This window comes from Stenotrophomonas sp. YJH_SMC_69 (assembly GCF_059370495.1).
The window spans coordinates 228,495-246,325 of sequence record NZ_JCAFTS010000001.1 but is presented as its reverse complement, the minus strand read 5'-3'; the positions used below and the strand labels follow the sequence as shown (position 1 = coordinate 246,325).

Here is a 17,831-nt window from a genome sequence, read left to right as displayed (position 1 = left end):
GCAGCACCAAACTCATGCAGAACCAGGAGAAGTCCTTTGGCTGAAATCATCGTAGTCACCTCCGGCAAGGGCGGCGTCGGCAAGACCACTTCCAGCGCGAGCCTGGCCTGCGGCCTGGCGCGGCGCGGCAAGAAGGTGGCGGTGATCGACTTCGACGTCGGCCTGCGCAACCTCGACCTGATCATGGGCTGCGAACGCCGCGTGGTGTACGACTTCGTCAACGTCGTGCACGGCGAAGCCACCCTCAAGCAGGCCCTGATCAAGGACAAGCGCTTCGACAACCTGTACGTGCTGGCGGCCTCGCAGACCCGCGACAAGGACGCACTGACCCAGGAAGGCGTGGGCAAGGTCCTGAAGGACCTGGCCGCCGACGGCTTCGACTACATCATCTGCGACTCCCCGGCCGGCATCGAGAAGGGCGCCTTCCTGGCGATGTACTTCGCCGACCGCGCGGTGGTGGTGGTGAACCCGGAAGTGTCGTCGGTGCGCGACTCCGACCGCATCATCGGCCTGCTCGATTCGAAGACCCACAAGGCCGAATCCGGCCAGGACGTGCCGGCCTTCCTGCTGCTGACCCGCTACACCCCGCTGCGCGTGGAAAGCGGCGAGATGCTGAGCATCGCCGACGTGGAGGAAGTCCTCGGCCTGAAGGCGATCGGCGTGATTCCGGAATCGGGCGACGTGCTCAACGCCTCCAACAAGGGCGAGCCGGTCATCCTGGATGTCGAATCCGCTGCCGGCCAGGCCTATGAAGACGCCGTCGCGCGCATCCTCGGCGAAGAACGCCCGATGCGCTTCACCAACGTCGAGAAGAAGGGCTTCTTCAGCAAGCTGTTCGGAGGGTAAGCATGGGCCTGTTTGATTTCCTCAAAGCGAAGAAGACCACCGCCGAAACCGCCAAGAACCGCCTGCAGATCATCATCGCGCAGGAACGCAGCCACCGTGGTGGCCCGGACTACCTGCCGCTGCTGCAGCGCGAGCTGCTGGAAGTGATCAAGAAGTACGTGAACATCGACGTCGATGCGGTGAAGGTCGACCTGGTGAAGGATGGCCAGCACGATGTGCTGGACATCTCCGTGGCGCTGCCGGAAGGCCCGGACAAACCCTGATCCCCTGCCCCGCCCGTGCCTGCATGGGCGGGGCTGCCTGACCCGCATGACCGATACGACAACCGCCGTGGACATCACCTGCGTGGGCGACATCGCCTTCGCCGATGCGCAGTGCCTGCTCGCCGCGCATGGCCTGCGGCTGCACCACGTGGCCGCCGGCGAGCCGATTCCCGGCAGCTACTGGGGCGAGCCCGAGGCGGGCATCATCGCCAGCAACGTCTACGTGCGCGATGACACGCCCGTGCACTCGATGCTGCATGAGGCCTGCCACCTGATCGTACTGCCGCCGGAGCGGCGGGCGCAGGTGCATACCGATGCCACCGACTCGGTGGCCGAGGAAGACGCGACCTGCTACCTGCAGATCGTGCTGGCCGGGCAGCTGCCCGGCGTCGGCAGCCAGCGGCTGATGGCCGACATGGATGCCTGGGGGTATACGTATCGGCTGGGATCTACCCAGGCGTGGTTCGAGCAGGACGCCGAAGACGCGAAGGCATGGTTGATCGAACGCGGGTTGCCGGTGGCGTGATTCACCGGGAACCGGGGTCAGATCCCTTTTGCGTCGCAAAAGGGATCTGACCCCATCACCCCGTCGCCGTATCAGCCCTGCCCGGCCAGTGCGCGCAGGGTGATGCCGACGATGTAGGCCAGGTAGGTGCCGGTGGCATAGCCCATCGTGCCCAGCAGCACGCCCACCGGCGCCAGGGCCGGATGGAACGCGGCCGCCACCACCGGCGCCGAGGCCGGGCCACCGATGTTCGACTGCGAACCGACGGCGAAATAGAAGAACGGCACCTTCAGCAGCTTGCCCAGGCACCACAGCAGCACGATGTGCACGGCAATCCAGATCAGGCCAAGCAGGAACAGCCACGGGCGATCCAGCAGCGCCAGCAGATCCATCTGCATGCCGATGCAGGCGATCAGGAAGTACAGCAGCAACGAACCCAGCCGCGATGCACCCGCCCCTTCCAGGTTGCGTGCGCGGGTGAAACTCAGGCTCAGGCCCAGCGTGGTCGACAGCACCACCACCCACACGAACGGCGCGTCCAGGCTGAACTGCGACGCCCAGCTGACGTTGGCCTTGAACCAGGCCGCCAGCGGCGCACCGATCGCATGCGACAGGCCGACGCCGCCGAAGGCCACCGCCACGATCAGCATCAGGTCGGTCAGGCTGGGAATGCGTTCGTGCTCGGCCTGGAAGCGCGCGATGCGCTCCTTCAGTTCATCGATGGCCGAGGTATCAGCGCCACTGCGTGCATCGATCTTCGCTGCACGTCCTGCCAGGAAGATCAGCGCGGCCATCCACACGTAACCGACGCCGACATCGACCACCGCGAACTGGCCAAAGGTGGTCGCGTTGACGTCGAACACTTCGCGCATCGCCAGCATGTTGGCACCACCACCGATCCAGCTGCCGGCCAGTGCCGCCATGCCGGCCCAGGTATCGCCGGCCACGGTGTCGGGATGGATCGCGCGCATCACCAGGAACGCCACCACCGCACCGAGCATGATGCTGGCCGAGGCGCCCAGGTACATCAGTACCAGCTTCGGGCCGAGCCGCAGGATGCCCTTGATATCCACTGCCAGGGTCAGCAGGATCAGCGCCGCCGGCAACAGGATGTCGCGCGCGATCGGGTTGTAGAGCTTGGTGTTCTGGCCGTCGATCAGGCCGACGGTGTTGTAGATGCCGGGAATCAGGTAGCACAGCAGCAGCGCTGGCACGAACGTATAGAAGCGCTTCCACAGCCCCTGCTCGCGCGAGGCGGTCCAGAACACGGCGCCAAGAGTGGCGGCGATCAAACCGAAGACGACGATGTCGTTCTGGATCAGGGCAGTCGAAGGCATGCAGGCGCTCTGGTAGAGCCGGCCGCTGGCCGGCTGCTGGTGGCGGCAGATCAGGAAGGTGTGCCGACCAACGGTCGGCACCCACCGGTAAAGCAGATGGTGAAACAGAAGCGCCGCCCCGGAGGGCGGCGCCGCAACCATCAGTTGCCGATGTGCTGCTTCAGCCAGGCATTGACGGTGTCATGCCACAGGATGCTGTTGTTCGGCTTCAGCACCCAGTGGTTTTCATCCGGGAAGTACAGGAACTTCGATTCGATGCCCTGGCGCTGGGCAGCGGTGAACGCGGCCAGGCCCTGCTCGACCGGAATGCGGAAGTCCTGCTGGCCGTGGATGACCAGGATCGGCTTCTTCCAGTCCGCCACGTGGTTGACCGGGTTGAACTTCTCGTAGTTCGCCGCCTTCTGGTACGGCGTACCGCCCTGCTCCCACTCGGTGAACCACAGTTCTTCGGTGGCGTAGCCCATCATGCGCTGGTCGAACACGCCGTCATGGTTGACCAGGCACTTGAACGGGCCGTTCCAGTTGCCGGCAATCCAGTTGACCATGAAGCCGCCGTAGCTGGCGCCCAGCGCACAGGCCTTGTCACCATTGAGGAAGGAATACTTCTTCAGCGCCGCATCCCAGCCCTTCTGCAGGTCTTCCAGCGGGCGGTCGCCCCAGTGCTGGCTGATCGCATCGGTGAACGCCTGGCCGTAGCCGGTGGAGCCGTGGAAGTCGATCATCACCACCGCATAGCCCTGGCCCGCGTAGGTCTGCGGATTCCAGCGGTAGCTCCAGCCATTGCCGAAGCTGCCCTGCGGGCCGCCGTGGATCAGGAACGCGACCGGGTACGACTTGCCTTCCTGGTAGTTGTGCGGCTTGACCACGTAGCCATGCACGGTGTCGTTGTTCCAGCCCTTGAACTCGAACTGTTCGTAGTCGCCGAAGCTGACATCCTTGAGCACCTCACCAGCGGCCGGGGTCAGCGCGCGCAGCTCGCCGATGGCTTCGCCCGCGGCCGGCAGCAAGCCAACCAGCACCTGATCGTTGCTCTTCAGGCTGTTGCGGGTGATCGCCACGCTGTTGCCGGCCACATCCACCGAGGTCACGCTGCCGTCGCCGATCAGCTTGGTGGCCTTGCCGCTGGCCACGTCGATCTGGAACAGCGGGTGTTCGCCGAGGTCATCGGCCGTGGTGTAGATGCTGGCGCCGTCGGCGGACAGGGTGATGCCGCCAGCCGAACGATCCCACTGCGGGGCGATCTCGCGGGTCTTGCCACTGGCCAGGTCCATCGCCATCAGGCCGAAGCGGTCAGCCTCGAAGCCCGGGCGCTTCATCGCGCGGTAGAACAGGGTCTTGCCGTCGGCACTGAACACCGGGCCGGCATCCCAGGCCGGGTTGGAGGCGGTCAGGTTGACCGGCGCCTGCTTGCCCGCCGCGTCGAAGCGGTACAGGTCGAAGTTGGTCGACCACGGCTCCTGCTTGCCGGCCACGCGGATGCTGGCGACCACGCTGGCGCCATCCGGCGACCACGCGAAATCATCATTGCCGCCGAACGGCTTGGACGGGGCATCACCGTCGATGGTGGCGCTCAGCGCGGAAGCGCCCTTGACCGGACCGGCCTTGGCTGCCGGCAGCGGCGCGACGAACAGGGTGTTGCGGCGGCCGTCGTTCCAGGTATCCCAGTGGCGCACGAACAGCGAATCGAAGACCTTTCCACTGGCCTTGGCGCCGGCGACGTCCTTGAGCTTCTTCTCGGTGCAGGCCAGGTCCGAGGCACAGGCCTGGAACACGCCGGCGCTGAACAGCACGCGGTCGTCCTGCGGCGACACGTGGTAGCTGTCCACGTCGACCGGGAAGTCGGTCAGCTGGCGCGGGGCGCCGCCGCTGACCGGCTGCGCGTACAGCTGCTGGCTGCCGTTCCTGGCGCTGAGGAAATACACGGTCTGGCCATCGGCCGACAGCGAAGCGGAATTGACGTTCCAGCCGGCCGGGGTGATCTGCTTCGGCGGTGCTGCGTCGCGGGTACGCAGGTTGCGCGCGTACAGCGCGGTGGAGGCCTTCAGGTTGGCATCCACGCTGCGCTTGGCGAACACCACGGTGCCGCCGTCAGCGGTCAGTACCGGCGCTGAGACGCGGTCCATGGCCACCATGTCGCGGACTTCCAGGCCACGGGCAGCGGCGACGCTGGGCAGGGCGGCCAGCAGGCTCAGTGGCAGCAGGGCATGACGCAGTTTCATCGGGGTCTCCGCAGGACGGCAAAAAACCGATGGTAGGCCCGTGCGGCCGGGGCTGCCAAGGCCATCGGTCATGGCTGCCGGTGGGGCGCGGCCCCGCCGCCAGAAAAAGCAAACCGCGCCGTGGCGCGGTTTGTGGGGACACCGGGGTCGGATCCGATTCCGACGGAATCGGCTCTGACCCCAGACGCTGTCAACCCGGGGTCAGAGCCCTTCCCTGCGGGAAGGGATCCGACCCCAACCCTTACGCCATGGCGCGCTTGCCGGTGCGGTAGATCAGCCAGCCGACCAGGAACAGCACGGCCAGGCCGATCCACTGTGCGCCCGGCAGGTGGAACGGCACGGCCAGCACGTCGGCGCGACTGCTCACCACGATCGGAATCGCGATGGCGATGCCCATCAGTGCCTCACCGGTGATCAGGCCGGCGGCGAACAGCACGCCCGGCTTGTGCACGCGGTCGCGACCTTCTTCGTCATCGGCACGCACCTTGTGGAAGCGCTCGACGAGGTAGGCGATCAGGCCGCCGAGGAAGATCGGCACCATCAGTTCCAGCGGCAGGTAGATGCCGATGGCGGCGGCCAGCACAGGCACGCGGAAGCGGGCGTTGCGCGACTTCAGCCAGCTGTCGAACGCGATGATGGCGGCACCGACCACGGCACCGATGCCGATGAAGGTCCACGGCAGTTCACCACCGAACAGGCCCTTGGCCACCGAGGCCATCAGGTTGGCCTGCGGCGCGGCCAGCGCGTTCGGGTGCAGCTCCGACTTCACGCCGATGCCGTAGGCGGTGGCCAGCAGGTTCAGCACCGGGGCCATGATCAGCGCGCACGAGAACGCACCGATGCCCAGCATCAGCTGCTGCTTCCACGGGGTGGCACCGACGATGTAACCGGCCTTGAGGTCCTGCAGGTTGTCACCGCCGACCGCTGCAGCACAGCACACCACCGCGCCGATCATGATCGCGGCCACCGCGCCCAGCGGCGCGCCGAAGGCGCCGACCGGCTGCAGGCCATCCTTGCCCAGCAGCACCACCAGCACGGCCGAAGCGAACAGGATGGTGGAGATGGTGATGCCCGAAACCGGGTTGTTGGACGAGCCGATCAGGCCGGCCAGGTAGGCCGAGACCGAAACGAACAGGAAGCCGGCGACGATCATGATGAGGGTCATCGGGATGGACACGTGCCACTGGCCGACGATGGCCTGGTACAGGGCCAGCAGCGGCAGCACGAACACCACCAGGGCGACCAGCATCCACTTCATCGGCAGGTCGCGCTCGGTGTGCGCCAGCACCGGGCCACCGCTCTTGCGGGCGGCGGCAAAGCCGCTCTTGACACCGTTGAGCAGCGACTTGCGCAGCGAGATCAGGGTCCAGATGCCACCGATCAGCATCGCACCGACGCCCAGGTAGCGCATCTTCGCGCCCCAGATGGCGAACGCTGCCTCGGTGGACGAGGCAGCGGCAACCGACGCGGCCAGTGCCGGATCGGTGTTCATGAAGAACGCCTGGTAGATCGGAATGGCGATGTGCCAGGTCAGGATCGAGCCGGACACCACCACGATGCCGACGTTGAGGCCGACGATGTAGCCCACGCCCAGCAGTGCCGGCGACAGGTTGGTGCCGATGAAGGCGGTGACCTTGGAACTGCCGACGTAGGCCGAGGTGGCCCAGGCATCGGGAATCAGGCGCATGCCGCTTTCCGCGGCCAGCTTGACGAAGGCACCGATCACCGCCGACAGGCCGAGGATCTTCAGGCCCGGGCCCGGATTTTCACCGGCCTTGAGCACTTCGGCCGCAGCCTTGCCTTCCGGGAACGGCAGCGGGTCTTCGACAATCATCGAACGGCGCAGCGGCACCGAGAACAGCACGCCCAACAGGCCACCGAGGCCGGCGATGCCCAGCACCCACCAGTACTTGAAGTCCGGCCAGTAGCCCATGATCACCAGCGCCGGGATGGTGAAGATCACACCGGCGGCGATCGATGAACCGGCCGAGGCGCCGGTCTGCACGATGTTGTTCTCGAGGATGGAGCCACCGCCCAGCAGGCGCAGCACGCCCATTGAAATCACCGCGGCGGGAATGGCGGTGGCGATGGTCAGGCCTGCGAACAGACCGAGGTAGGCGTTTGCGGCCGACAGCACCACCGCCAGCACGATGGCCAGGGCCACTGCGCGGAAGGTGAGCTGCTTGGGCGCAGCGTCGTGGTTCATGGGAGCCCCTGCTGGCAAAAAATCCCCTGCACGCTAGCGTTCAGGAGGCGGCAAGTCCAGTGCGGTTCGGGAGGGTTGCGGCCAGGTCGGCAGTGAGATAGTCGTTTCTGGCCAAACTCGGCCAACGCATCAAGCGCGTGAGGCACATCCCGGAGGGCTGCCGGGCCTCGCGGTCTCTTTGTCCTGCAGGGGCCAGGCCAACCAGTACTGCAGCATTCCAGCCATCATCGTTTGAAGTGCCTCAACGCCCCGTGCATCGTGTTCATGATCTGAACCGATGACGCTGAGCCGCCCGATGAACAACCCACTGCGGATCCGCCCGATCAAATCACCGGTCGTAGCTGTCGTGACCCTGACCTGCCTGATGCCGCTTTGCGATTACGCATCTGCCTGGAGCCGCATTGGCGCAGTCGAGATCACCGACCACGCCGGCAAACCTTGTTTCGGACTACCCAAGAAGGAGCGCAAGCGTATCGGTAAAACTCCAGAGGTGTTTGGTGTGGAGGTGCATGACGCAATTACTCCACCGCTGCGGCGGCAATGGTCTTTCTACTTTGCCCATCCCGCATCAATCCCACTTCCCCCCGGAGCCTGCGTGGTCTACGGAGAAGTGCCAGCCAACGCCATTACAAGGCAGACGGCGATGCCGCTGCAGCCCGGACGCCTGTACGACGTATCGCTGTCGGCCACCAGGACCGGCGCCACGCAACACCACAGCGCCCGATTCTGCTTGAAGGCCAACCCCGACGGGAGCCTGCGAGCGATCCAGGTCCACTACGACGAGGCGCTGGGCTGGAGCCCCTCGGTTTGCCTGCCCTGAGCCGACGCGCGCGCTCGTCGGAACAGCTCAGCACGCGCTGGAAAGACGCAATTGTTATGTTATATCCTGCCACGCCGACCGAACTTCGTACGTGGCCCCTTCCCCCACTACCCGCCTGGCCTCCATCGACCAGCTGCGCGGCACCGTGATGCTGTTGATGCTGCTGGACCACGTGCGCGAGACCTTCTTCCTGCAGCACCAGGTGAGCGACCCGATGGACGCAGCGACGGTCTCCCCTGCGCTGTTCGCCTGCCGTCTGTTGGCCCACCTGTGCGCCCCCGTGTTCGTGCTGCTGACCGGGCTGTCGGCCTGGCTGTACGGCCAGCGCCAGGCGGATCCGCGCGGGGCCACAGCTGCGTTCCTGCTCAAGCGCGGGCTGTTCCTGGTGGTGCTGGAACTGACCCTGGTGAATTTCGCCTGGACCTTCCAGCTGCCGCCGGAAACGCTGTACCTGCAGGTGATCTGGGCCATCGGGCTGAGCATGATCGCGCTGGCCGGGCTGCTATGGCTGCCACGCCCGGCCCTGCTGATGCTGGCAATCGCGGTGGTGGCCGGGCACAACCTGTTCGACGGCCTTCGGGTGCAAGGAAACGGCCTGCTGGCGGTGCTGTGGAAAGTGCTGCACCAGCGCGACTGGATCGAGGCCGGCGCGCTGCGCCTGCGCACCTCCTATCCGGTACTGCCGTGGATCGGGGTGATTGCGCTGGGTTATCTGATGGGGCCCTGGTTCGGCCGCGCGCGCGCGCCGGAGCAGCGCCAGCGCTGGCTGCTGTGGGCAGGCGTCGGCGCGCTGGCCCTGTTCGCGCTGCTGCGGTTCGCCAACCAGTATGGGGATGCTCCCTGGTCGTACCAGACCACTACGCTGCGCACGTGGTTGAGCATCTTCAACGTCACCAAGTACCCGCCGTCATTGCAGTTCCTGTTGCTGACCCTGGGCGTGGGGCTGTTGCTGCTGCGCTTGTACGAATGGCCGCCCCTCGCGCGTGCGCTGCGCCCGCTGTCCGATATCGGCGCCGCGCCGATGTTCTTCTACCTGCTGCACCTGTACGTACTGAAGGGGCTGTACCTGGCCGCGTTGGCGGCCTGGGGACCGACCCATGGCGAACTGTATGCCCTGGATTCGGTCAGCGGCCTGCTGCTGGTGGCCTGTGCGCTGGCGGTGGTGCTGTACCCCCCGACGCGGGCCTTCGCGCGGTTCAAAGCGCGAAGGCGCGATCTGCCTTGGTTGCGATACCTGTGAGCGGTGGCCGCCGGGGGAGCGCCATCCCTGCATGGCGTGGATCCACCGGCGGCTGCCTGCCCAGGCCCAGAGGCCTATAATCGCGCCCTTTCCGCTGTCCCCGCCGTCGATGACCGTTGCCGCCTCTGCTTCCGACGACTTCCTGGGCCACCCCAAGGGCGTCTACGTCTGCTTCTTCACTGAAATGTGGGAGCGCTTCTCCTTCTACGGCATGAAGGCGCTGTTGCTGCTGTACCTGACCAAATACCACCTGTTCGGCGACAAGGCCGGCCTGGACCTGCTCGGTGCCTACGGTGGCCTGGTGTACTGCATCCCGGTGTTCGGCGGCATGCTGGCCGACCGCTGGCTGGGCATGCGCCGGGCAGTGCTGTTCGGCGGCATCCTGCTGGTACTCGGCCACCTCGGCATGGCCTTCGAGGGCCACGCCGCGTACCGGGTGAACGGCGAAGTGGTGCGCGACACCTCGGCGCTGGCGGTGACCTACCTGTCGCTGGCGCTGATCATCATGGGCGTCGGCTTCCTGAAGCCGAACATCTCCACCATTGTCGGCAAGCTGTACGCCAAGGACGACCCGCGTCGCGACTCGGGCTTTTCGCTGTTCTACGCCGGCATCAACCTCGGCGCGCTGTTCTCGTCCCTGGTGTGTGGCTTCCTCGGTGAGGCCTACGGCTGGAAGTACGGTTTCGGTGCGGCCGGCATCGGCATGCTGGCCGGCCTGGCGATGTTCCTGTGGGGCCAGAAGTACCTGCAGGGCCATGCCGAACCGCCGCAACCGGCGGCGCTGAAGCAGAAGGTGCTGGGCCTGCCACGCGAATGGCTCATCTATCTGTGCGCGGTGCTCGGCGTGCTGCCGGTGGCATGGCTGATGTGGGCCGCCGGCAACGGCGCGTTCGCGCTGGGCGGTGAAATCAGCCTGGCGCTGATGCTGATGCTGGTGGTGCTGGGCGGCGTGCTGGTCTGGTTCGCCTGGTTCACCGGCACGAAATGCACGCCGGTGCAGCGCCAGCAGATGATCGCGCTGATGGTGCTGATCTTCATGGCGCTGGTGTTCTTCACGATGTACGAGCAGTCCTACGGCTCGTGGGTGACCTTCACCGACCGCCTGCTGACCAAGGACATCGTGCCCTCGCTGGTGATCACCGGCGGCACGCCGCTGCCGTGGTCGATCCTCTCGCTGCTGCTGGCACCGCTCGGCTTCGTGGTCAGCGCGCGCCTGTCGGAACGGCGCCCGGGCTCGGCCGCGCCGCGCACGTTCTTCGCCGCCATCGTCGTACTGATGCTGGTGCTGCTGGTGCGCGACTGCCTGGTGATTCCGCAGACCGCCGGCTCGCTGACCTACCTCGGCGGCCTGTTCCTGGTGCTGCTCGCTCCGGCCTTCGCCGCGCTGTGGACGTGGATGGACCGCCGCGGCTGGGAACCGGGCAAGCCGGTGAAGTCGGCCTGGGGCCTGGTGATCGGCGCGCTGTCGTTCGTGCCGCTGGCGCTGGCCGCACAGCAGGTGGGCGCCACCGGCGAGATGGCCAGCGTGTGGTGGCTGGTGCTGGCCTACTTCCTGCTGGCCAGCGGCGAGATGTGCCTCTCGCCGGTCGGCCTGTCGGCGGTGACCCAGCTGGCCGTGCCGCGGGTGATGAGCCTGATGATGGGCACTTGGTTCCTGGCCACCGCATTCTCGGAAACGCTGGCCGCGCTGTTCGGCAAGCTGGCCGCGATCGAGGTGCCGGAAGGCGAATCGCTGGACATGGTGGCTGCCGCCGGTGCCTACGCGCACCTGTTCTGGCTGCTGATGTGGATCGGCCTGGGTTGCGCGTTGGTGGCCTTCATCGCCGCGCCGCTGCTGAAGAAGATGATGCACGGGGTGAAGTAAGTCCCGCGTGCCGAAGACCAGGGCGGCGGAAAATTCATCCGCCGCCCTGTCAGCTCAGGGCGCCTTGTCCTTGCCGGCCACGGGCGCGGTCGTCGCGGTCTTGCCCCCCAGGCTGCGCGCCAGGAACGCCAGCAGCTTGTCGTAGTACTCGCTGCGATGCGCCTCGGTGTAGAAGCCGTGGCCTTCGGTCTTGTAGTACAGGCTTTCCACCGGTGTGCCGGCGCGCTTGAGCGCCGCTTCCATGCGCTCGGTATGCTGGATCGGCGCACGCTTGTCTTCGCCACCGGCCGCGAGGAACACCGGCACCTTGATCCGTTCGGCCAGGTTCACCGGCGACACCGCGCCCAGCTTGGCCGGATCACCCAGCCATTCGCGCAGGTAGGTCACGCCTGAGCCGCGGTCCTGGATATCGCCACGGGTGTACATCATCGGCAGGTCGTAGACCCCCACATAGCCGGCCGCGCACTGATACAGCCCGGGTTCGCGGGCGGCCCCCATCATCGCCGCGTAGGCCCCGTAGCTGGCGCCATAGATGCAGATGCGACGAGCATCGGCGATGCCTTCGCTGATTGCCCAGCGGGTGGCATCGGTGACATCGTCCTGCATCGCCGCGCCCCACTGCTGCGCACCGGCCTGGGTGTGGGCCCGGCCGTAATTGCCCGACCCACGGAAGTTGACCTGCAGCACCGCATACCCGGCGGCGGCCAGCATCTGGGTTTCGCGGTCGTACTGGCCGGAATCGAAGATGTCGAACGGACCGCCATGCGGCATCACCACCATCGGCAGGTTGCGGCCGTTGCTGCCGGCCGGCAGGGTCAGGAAGCCATGCAACGGCAGCCCGTCCCGCGCCTTCAGTGCAATCGGCTTCACGCTGGCACTGCGGTCCACGTCAATCCAGTCGCTGCGGCTGATCAGGTGGTCAGCCTTGCGCGCCACCGTGTCGTAGACGTAGAAATCGCCCGGGTTCGAGCCCGACCAGGTTTCCACCAGCACGACACGGCCATCGCGGGTGCTGGAGGTGATGTAGACCGGCCCTCCGAAGGCGGCTTCCAGGCTGCGGTACAGGCGCGCCTCCGGCGACTTCTCGTCGAAGAACCGGGTACGCGGCGTATCGCCCAGATAGAGCGCGCCCACCGGCACGTGGGTGCCGGGCCGATGGATGATGCGATACGGATTGACCACCTCGTCGCGCAGCAGCGTGGCACGCTCGCCGGTCTGCGGGTTCCAGCTGACGATCGCGTCCGGACCCTGGGTCTGCTCGACGTTGAGATAGGCCAGGCTGTCATCGGCCGAGAAGCCGAGGGCGGTTTCGATGCGCTTGCTGACGGCCTCGTCGTTGATCAGCTTCCAGCTGTCGCCGCTGCGTTCGCGGAAGTACAGCTTGTTGATGTTGTCGCTGCCCGAGCCATGCACGAAGCGCACTTCGCCGGCGCCGTCGGTGGTGAACTCGCCGCGCCGTACCGGCGAGGACGCCACCCGCGAGCGACGACCCGTAGTCACATCCATGCGATCTACGCGGGTGTACGGATCCTCGGCCAGCGGCCATACGGTCACCAGCACGTTGCGCTCGTCGCCCGGCAGGTCGTCGGCCAGGAAGGCGGCCACTGCTTCGACCTTCTTCGGCTGGATGCGGGTCCCCGGGCCCTTGCTTTCGACGCGATAGCCGACCAGCAGCTCGCCACGGTTGCCGTTGGCGTCGATGGCATAGAGTTCGCCGGTGGGATTGGGTTGGTCGAGCGAGCCCCACTTCTGGGCCAGGCCGATCAACAGGCGCTCGTTGCTGACCCAATCGAATTCCTGCGCGTGGTTGCGGCTGGGCGGCCAGAAACTGCCGACCACCTCCTTGTCCTTCAGGCGCAGGATCGCGATCGCGGTGCTGTCCTCCCTCGGCACCGTTGCCGCTACGTACTCGCCCCCCGGCGAGATCTTGATGTCGGTGAAGGTCTCCCGCCGCAGGTACTGCGTCAGATCCACCGCCCCCGCGCTGCCTGCGGCAACGCCCCCGATGACGGCCAGTGCGGCCGCCAGAATCGTCCTGTGCATCCTTCCCCTGCTCCTGTGGACACCTTGTCCTGGTCTCCGATTCTAGGCAGGGCAATGGGTTTCCCGCCAGAGCCGGAAAAGACGACGGCACCGTTGCCGGTGCCGTCGTTGCCACTACCTTGGAGAGAGAGTCAGGACGTGGGTTCGGGGGGCGTGCGCCGGGTCAGTGGACCCCGCGCACCGCCAACATGAGGGCCAGGATGCTGAGGATCACGGCGATGGTGCCGTCGAGCACGCGCCAGGTGCTGGGCTTGGTGAACAGCGGCGCCAGCAGGCGTGCGCCAAGGCCCTGCGCGGTCAGCCACAGGCAGCTGGCTGTGACCACGCCCGCAGCGAAGGCCATGCGGGCATTGCCGAAGTTCTCGGCGATGGAGCCGATCACCATCATGTCCAGCCAGAAGTGCGGGTTGATCAGCGAGAAGCCGACCGCGGCCATCAGCACCGCGCGGCGGCTGCCGTCGTCGCTGTCGGCCTCGCCCATGCCACCGCCGCCGGCGATCGCACGGCGTGCCGACTTCATCGCATACCAGGCCAGGAACGCGACACCGGTCCACAGCACGGCGGTGGTCAGCCACGGCAGCGCCGAGGTGAGCGTGCGCAGGCCGGCCACGCTGGCGAAGATGAAGATGGCATCGATGGCCGCGCAGGTGGCGACCACCGGCACGATGTGCTTGCGCAGGATGCCCTGGCGCAGAATGAAGGCGCTCTGGGCGCCGACCACGGCGAACAGGCCGATGCCGGTGGCTGCACCAGAGAACCAGGCACCGAGGCCGGTGCTGGCGGAGATGACCGAGAACATGGGATTCACTGCCTTGTATTGCTTGGGGGACGGTGCCTCGCGAAGGCGGACAGCACCGGAACGGGCGCCATTGTCGCGCCGCAACATGGAAAAGACGAGCTAAACTTCCTAAACCAACATTAGGGGAGCTTAATTCGATGCGCATCGATCACGCCCAGCTGCGCGCCCTGGCCGCGGTGATCCGCGAAGGCAGCTTCGACCGCGCCGCGCAATCGCTGAATGTCACGCCCTCGGCCATCTCGCAGCGGGTCAAGGCACTGGAGGACCGGATCGGCCGCCTGCTGGTCAAGCGTGGCACCCCGGCCACCGCGACCGCCGAGGGCCAGTTGCTGGTGCAGCTGGCCGAGCAGACCGCCCTGCTCGAACACGATGCGCTGCACCGCATGGGCCTGGCGGATGAGGACCTGCCCCAGGCCAGCATCCCGGTGGCGGTGAACCACGACAGCCTGGAAACCTGGTTCCCGCAGGCCGCGGCGCAGTTCGCGCAGGGCACCGGGACCACCCTGGACCTGCGCGTGGAGGACCAGGACCACACCGTCGAACTGCTGCGCCAGGGCACGGTGCTGGGTGCGGTGACCACGCTGGACGAGCCGGTGCAGGGCTGCCAGATCCACGCGCTGGGCAGCATCCGCTATGCAGCGACCTGCACCCCCGAGTTCCGCGAACGCCACTTCGCCAAGGGCGTGACCGCGCAGGCACTGGCGCAGGCACCGGTTCTGGTGTTCAACCGCAAGGACGACATGCAGTCGCGCTTCGCCCGGCGCATGGCCGGCGATGACCTGCCCAGCACCGCACCGACCTGGTGGATCCCCTCCACCCGCGCCTTTGTGCAGGCCAACCTGGGCGGCATGGGCTGGACGATGAATCCGCTGCCGCTGGTCAAGCGGCACCTGGATGCCGGGCGACTGGTCTACGTACGCCAGCGCGCGTGGGAAGACGTGCCGCTGTACTGGCAGCACTGGAAGGGCGACGTGCAGACCATGGCCCTGCTGACCCGCGCCGTGCTGGATGCATCCTCGGCATTGATCCGGCGCAAGCGCTGACGCGCAGCGCAAAAAGGGGACGGAGGGAATTAAGTCGCTTAAGGCCAATACGACATCCAAGGCAAATACGGCTTAATCCCCTCCGTCCCCTTTTTCGGGGCTCCATCGGATCTCCATCAAGCCTACACACCGGGTCCATGCGCGATGCGGATACTGGCGGGCCGACCATTACAAGGATGTCCGGCATGCCCGTGTACCTGCGCGACGCCCGCCCCGAGGATGCCGCTGCCTGCATCGACCTGCGTGGGCGCACCCGCGAGAACGCCTTCAGCGCCGAGCAGCTGGCCCAGCTGGGCATCACTGTGGACAGCTGGGCGGCCGGCATCGCCCAGGGCGATTCGATCGGCCGCGTCGCCTGGGAGGGCGAGCGCATGGCCGGCTACTGCTTCGCCGACCGCGACAGCGGCGAGGTGCTGGTGGTGGCCCTGCTGCCGGACTACGAGGGCCGCGGCATCGGCCGCCAGCTGCTGCAGGAAGTGGTCAGCCTGACCCGCGATGCCGGCCACCGGCGGCTGTTCCTGGCCTGCTCGGCTGACCCGCGTTCGCGCTCGCACGGCTTCTACCGCCGCCTGGGCTGGCGCCCGACCGGCGGGGTCGATGAGGCTGGCGACGAGATCCTTGAACTGGTCTGATCCCACTGTCGCCGGGCATCGCCTGCCGCCCATGTGGCAGCGCCGCGAAACGTCGGATGCTGCGTTGCATCAAAAAAGGACCGGATCCGGTTAGAATCATCGGTGGATGATGCAAGGCGTTGTTTCTTCACGCCCTTTCCCTGCCCCACGCGCATCCTGACCCCTTCCCCTCCGCCAACGATCCCGCCCCCATGAAGAAATTTGGCAAGGCTCTTCTCGCCCTGCTCGTGCTGCTGTTGCTGGCCGCCGCGCTGTTCCTGTACTGGCCGCTGACCCAGCGCTCGGTGCCTGCCGCCAGCAACGACAAGCCCGTCGATGTTGTGCTGGTCGGCGCCGGCATCATGAGCATCACCCTGGCCACCTACCTGCAGGAGCTGCAGCCGGACTGGAACATCCAGGTCTACGAACGCCTCGACGGCGTCGCCGGTGAAAGCTCCGATGGCTGGAACAACGCCGGCACCGGCCACTCGGCGTTCGCCGAACTGAACTACACCCCGGAACTGCCCGACGGCAGCATCGAGACCAAGCGCGCGGTCGGCATCGCCGAATCGTTCGAGGTCTCGCGCCAGTTCTGGTCGCATCAGGTGAAGGAGGGCCGGCTGAGCCAGCCCAGCGACTTCATCAACCCGACCCCGCACATGAGCTTCGTCTGGGGCGATGACAACATCGCCTACCTGCACAAGCGCCAGCAGGCCCTGGTCAGGAATCCGCTGTTCTACGGCATGCAGTACTCCGAGGATCCGGCCCAGATCAAGCAGTGGGCCCCGCTGCTGATGGAAGGCCGTGACCCGAAGCAGAAGGTTGCCGCCACCTGGATGCCGCTGGGCACCGACGTCAACTTCGGCGTGATCACCCGCCAGCTGACCGCCGGCCTGCAGCGCAGCCCGAACTTCAGCCTGCACCTGAACCATGAAGTGAGCGCGCTGCGGCAGAACGCCGACAAGAGCTGGAACGTGACGGTGAAGGACCTCAAGGCCGGCACCGAATCCACCACCCACGCCCGCTTCGTGTTCATCGGTGCCGGTGGCGCCGCACTGAAGCTGCTGCAGATGTCGGGCATTCCGGAATCGAAGGACTACGCCGGCTTCCCGGTCGGCGGCCAGTTCCTCGCCTTCCAGGGCCAGGACGTGACCTCGCGCCATGGGGTGAAGGCCTACGGCATGGCCGAAACCGGTTCGCCGCCGATGTCGGTGCCGCACCTGGATGCACGCAAGCTGGACGGCAAGCCGGTGGTCCTGTTCGGGCCGTTCGCGCTGTACAGCACCAAGTTCCTCAAGCACGGCTCGTGGTGGGACCTGTATTCCTCGGTCACCCACAACAACGTTGGCCCGATGCTGGAAGTGGGCAAGGACAACCTGGACCTGGTGCAGTACCTGATGGGACAGGCGCGCCTGAACGATGCCGACCGCCAGGCCGAACTGGTCAAGTACTTCCCCAATGCCAAGCCGGGTGACTGGAAGCTGGTCACCGCCGGCCAGCGCGTGCAGATCATCAAGCGCGATCCGCTGAAGGGCCCGGTGCTGCAGTTCGGTACCGAGATCGTGACCGACAAGGACCACACCCTCGCCGCCCTGCTCGGCGCGTCGCCGGGCGCGTCGACCTCGCCGCCGATCATGCTTGACCTGATGGCCAAGGCCTTCCCGGAGCAGATGAAGGCCGGCTGGGAAACCCGCCTGCGCGAGATCGTGCCGTCGTACGGGCGCAAGCTCAACGACAGCGCCGCGCTGGTCAACGAGATCCGCACGCTGACCAGCCAGACCCTGCAGCTGCCCTACCTGGAGGTGCCGGTGGACGCGAACGCGGCATCGCCCGCTCCGGCGGCGGTTCCGGCGCCGGCCAAGGAAAAGCGCAACGCCAACGAGGAACTGCAGGCGCTGTAAGCCCGCAGGTTCCCTTCGATGCAGACGGACGGCCACCTTCGGGTGGCCGTTTGCGTTTGTGCAGGCTACCGCCTGTAGAGCCGAGCCCATGCTCGGCTCCGGCAAAAAGCAGCCGAGCATGGCTCGGCTTTACA

At 66.6% G+C, this 17,831-nt stretch carries 14 protein-coding genes; 9 read left to right on the top strand and 5 right to left on the bottom strand.

Features of this window, described 5'->3' with window-relative positions; all coding sequences use genetic code 11:
* Nucleotides 1–36 precede the first annotated feature (36 nt).
* The 3 genes from minD to AC5P8F_RS01170 are packed head-to-tail and all read left to right on the top strand — an operon-like array spanning nt 37 to nt 1,635.
* A complete protein-coding gene (gene minD, locus AC5P8F_RS01180; RefSeq protein ID WP_005415682.1) occupies nt 37–846 on the top strand; it encodes a septum site-determining protein MinD in 810 nt (269 codons plus the stop codon).
* Nucleotides 847–848: 2 nt separating this feature from the next.
* Entirely contained in the window at nt 849–1,109 is a 261-nt protein-coding gene (gene minE / locus AC5P8F_RS01175) for a cell division topological specificity factor MinE (protein WP_005408532.1), read from the top strand.
* A gap of 46 nt (nt 1,110–1,155) precedes the next feature.
* Complete coding sequence (locus AC5P8F_RS01170; protein ID WP_032961355.1) at nt 1,156–1,635, top strand: hypothetical protein; 480 nt, start codon at nt 1,156–1,158, stop codon at nt 1,633–1,635.
* 71 nt (nt 1,636–1,706) lie between these two features.
* Here AC5P8F_RS01170 and AC5P8F_RS01165 read toward each other — a convergent pair whose 3' ends face one another.
* The 3 genes from AC5P8F_RS01165 to AC5P8F_RS01155 form a co-directional block, all read right to left on the bottom strand.
* Nucleotides 1,707–2,951, bottom strand: a complete 1,245-nt coding sequence (locus AC5P8F_RS01165; RefSeq protein ID WP_046429580.1) for a DUF819 family protein — start codon at nt 2,949–2,951, stop codon at nt 1,707–1,709.
* 140 nt (nt 2,952–3,091) lie between these two features.
* Nucleotides 3,092–5,170: an alpha/beta hydrolase family protein gene (locus AC5P8F_RS01160; protein ID WP_032961353.1), complete on the bottom strand. Its 2,079-nt coding sequence runs from the start codon at nt 5,168–5,170 to the stop codon at nt 3,092–3,094.
* A gap of 241 nt (nt 5,171–5,411) precedes the next feature.
* Nucleotides 5,412–7,376, bottom strand: coding sequence for an OPT family oligopeptide transporter (locus tag AC5P8F_RS01155; RefSeq protein WP_014646348.1), 1,965 nt, complete (start codon nt 7,374–7,376; stop codon nt 5,412–5,414).
* 277 nt (nt 7,377–7,653) lie between these two features.
* Between AC5P8F_RS01155 and AC5P8F_RS01150 the strand changes: the two genes are divergently transcribed.
* From AC5P8F_RS01150 to AC5P8F_RS01140, 3 genes are all read left to right on the top strand, one after another.
* Nucleotides 7,654–8,196, top strand: a complete 543-nt coding sequence (locus AC5P8F_RS01150; RefSeq protein WP_227863628.1) for a hypothetical protein — start codon at nt 7,654–7,656, stop codon at nt 8,194–8,196.
* Between the two features lie 91 nt (nt 8,197–8,287).
* Entirely contained in the window at nt 8,288–9,436 is a 1,149-nt protein-coding gene (locus tag AC5P8F_RS01145; protein ID WP_126411830.1) for an acetyltransferase domain-containing protein, read from the top strand.
* A gap of 109 nt (nt 9,437–9,545) precedes the next feature.
* Nucleotides 9,546–11,300, top strand: coding sequence for a peptide MFS transporter (locus AC5P8F_RS01140; RefSeq protein WP_049441185.1), 1,755 nt, complete (start codon nt 9,546–9,548; stop codon nt 11,298–11,300).
* Between the two features lie 54 nt (nt 11,301–11,354).
* On the opposite strand, the gene AC5P8F_RS01135 is transcribed toward AC5P8F_RS01140, so the two are convergent.
* Entirely contained in the window at nt 11,355–13,343 is a 1,989-nt protein-coding gene (locus tag AC5P8F_RS01135) for an alpha/beta hydrolase family protein (RefSeq protein ID WP_142234412.1), read from the bottom strand.
* A gap of 163 nt (nt 13,344–13,506) precedes the next feature.
* Nucleotides 13,507–14,142 (bottom strand): LysE/ArgO family amino acid transporter, encoded by a 636-nt coding sequence (locus AC5P8F_RS01130; protein WP_005415673.1) that lies wholly within the window; start codon nt 14,140–14,142, stop codon nt 13,507–13,509.
* A 137-nt stretch (nt 14,143–14,279) separates the two neighbouring features.
* Here AC5P8F_RS01130 and AC5P8F_RS01125 point away from each other — a divergent pair, with 137 nt between their 5' ends.
* From AC5P8F_RS01125 to mqo, 3 genes are all read left to right on the top strand, one after another.
* The gene (locus AC5P8F_RS01125; protein WP_049441179.1) at nt 14,280–15,185 is read left to right on the top strand and encodes a LysR family transcriptional regulator ArgP; all 906 of its coding nucleotides are present in this window, start codon (nt 14,280–14,282) and stop codon (nt 15,183–15,185) included.
* A gap of 185 nt (nt 15,186–15,370) precedes the next feature.
* Complete coding sequence (locus tag AC5P8F_RS01120) at nt 15,371–15,817, top strand: GNAT family N-acetyltransferase (RefSeq protein ID WP_495227555.1); 447 nt, start codon at nt 15,371–15,373, stop codon at nt 15,815–15,817.
* 191 nt (nt 15,818–16,008) lie between these two features.
* Nucleotides 16,009–17,697, top strand: coding sequence for a malate dehydrogenase (quinone) (gene mqo / locus AC5P8F_RS01115; protein WP_197621618.1), 1,689 nt, complete (start codon nt 16,009–16,011; stop codon nt 17,695–17,697).
* Nucleotides 17,698–17,831: the final 134 nt, after the last annotated feature.

Coding starts and splice junctions, on each gene's coding strand:
- minE (WP_005408532.1), top strand. CDS start 849: ATGGGCCTGTTTGATTTCCTCAAAGCGAAGAAGACCACCGCCGAAACC.
- AC5P8F_RS01170 (WP_032961355.1), top strand. CDS start 1,156: ATGACCGATACGACAACCGCCGTGGACATCACCTGCGTGGGCGACATC.
- AC5P8F_RS01165 (WP_046429580.1), bottom strand. CDS start 2,951: ATGCCTTCGACTGCCCTGATCCAGAACGACATCGTCGTCTTCGGTTTG.
- AC5P8F_RS01160 (WP_032961353.1), bottom strand. CDS start 5,170: ATGAAACTGCGTCATGCCCTGCTGCCACTGAGCCTGCTGGCCGCCCTG.
- AC5P8F_RS01155 (WP_014646348.1), bottom strand. CDS start 7,376: ATGAACCACGACGCTGCGCCCAAGCAGCTCACCTTCCGCGCAGTGGCC.
- AC5P8F_RS01150 (WP_227863628.1), top strand. CDS start 7,654: ATGACGCTGAGCCGCCCGATGAACAACCCACTGCGGATCCGCCCGATC.
- AC5P8F_RS01140 (WP_049441185.1), top strand. CDS start 9,546: ATGACCGTTGCCGCCTCTGCTTCCGACGACTTCCTGGGCCACCCCAAG.
- AC5P8F_RS01135 (WP_142234412.1), bottom strand. CDS start 13,343: ATGCACAGGACGATTCTGGCGGCCGCACTGGCCGTCATCGGGGGCGTT.
- AC5P8F_RS01130 (WP_005415673.1), bottom strand. CDS start 14,142: ATGTTCTCGGTCATCTCCGCCAGCACCGGCCTCGGTGCCTGGTTCTCT.
- AC5P8F_RS01125 (WP_049441179.1), top strand. CDS start 14,280: ATGCGCATCGATCACGCCCAGCTGCGCGCCCTGGCCGCGGTGATCCGC.
- AC5P8F_RS01120 (WP_495227555.1), top strand. CDS start 15,371: ATGCCCGTGTACCTGCGCGACGCCCGCCCCGAGGATGCCGCTGCCTGC.
- mqo (WP_197621618.1), top strand. CDS start 16,009: ATGAAGAAATTTGGCAAGGCTCTTCTCGCCCTGCTCGTGCTGCTGTTG.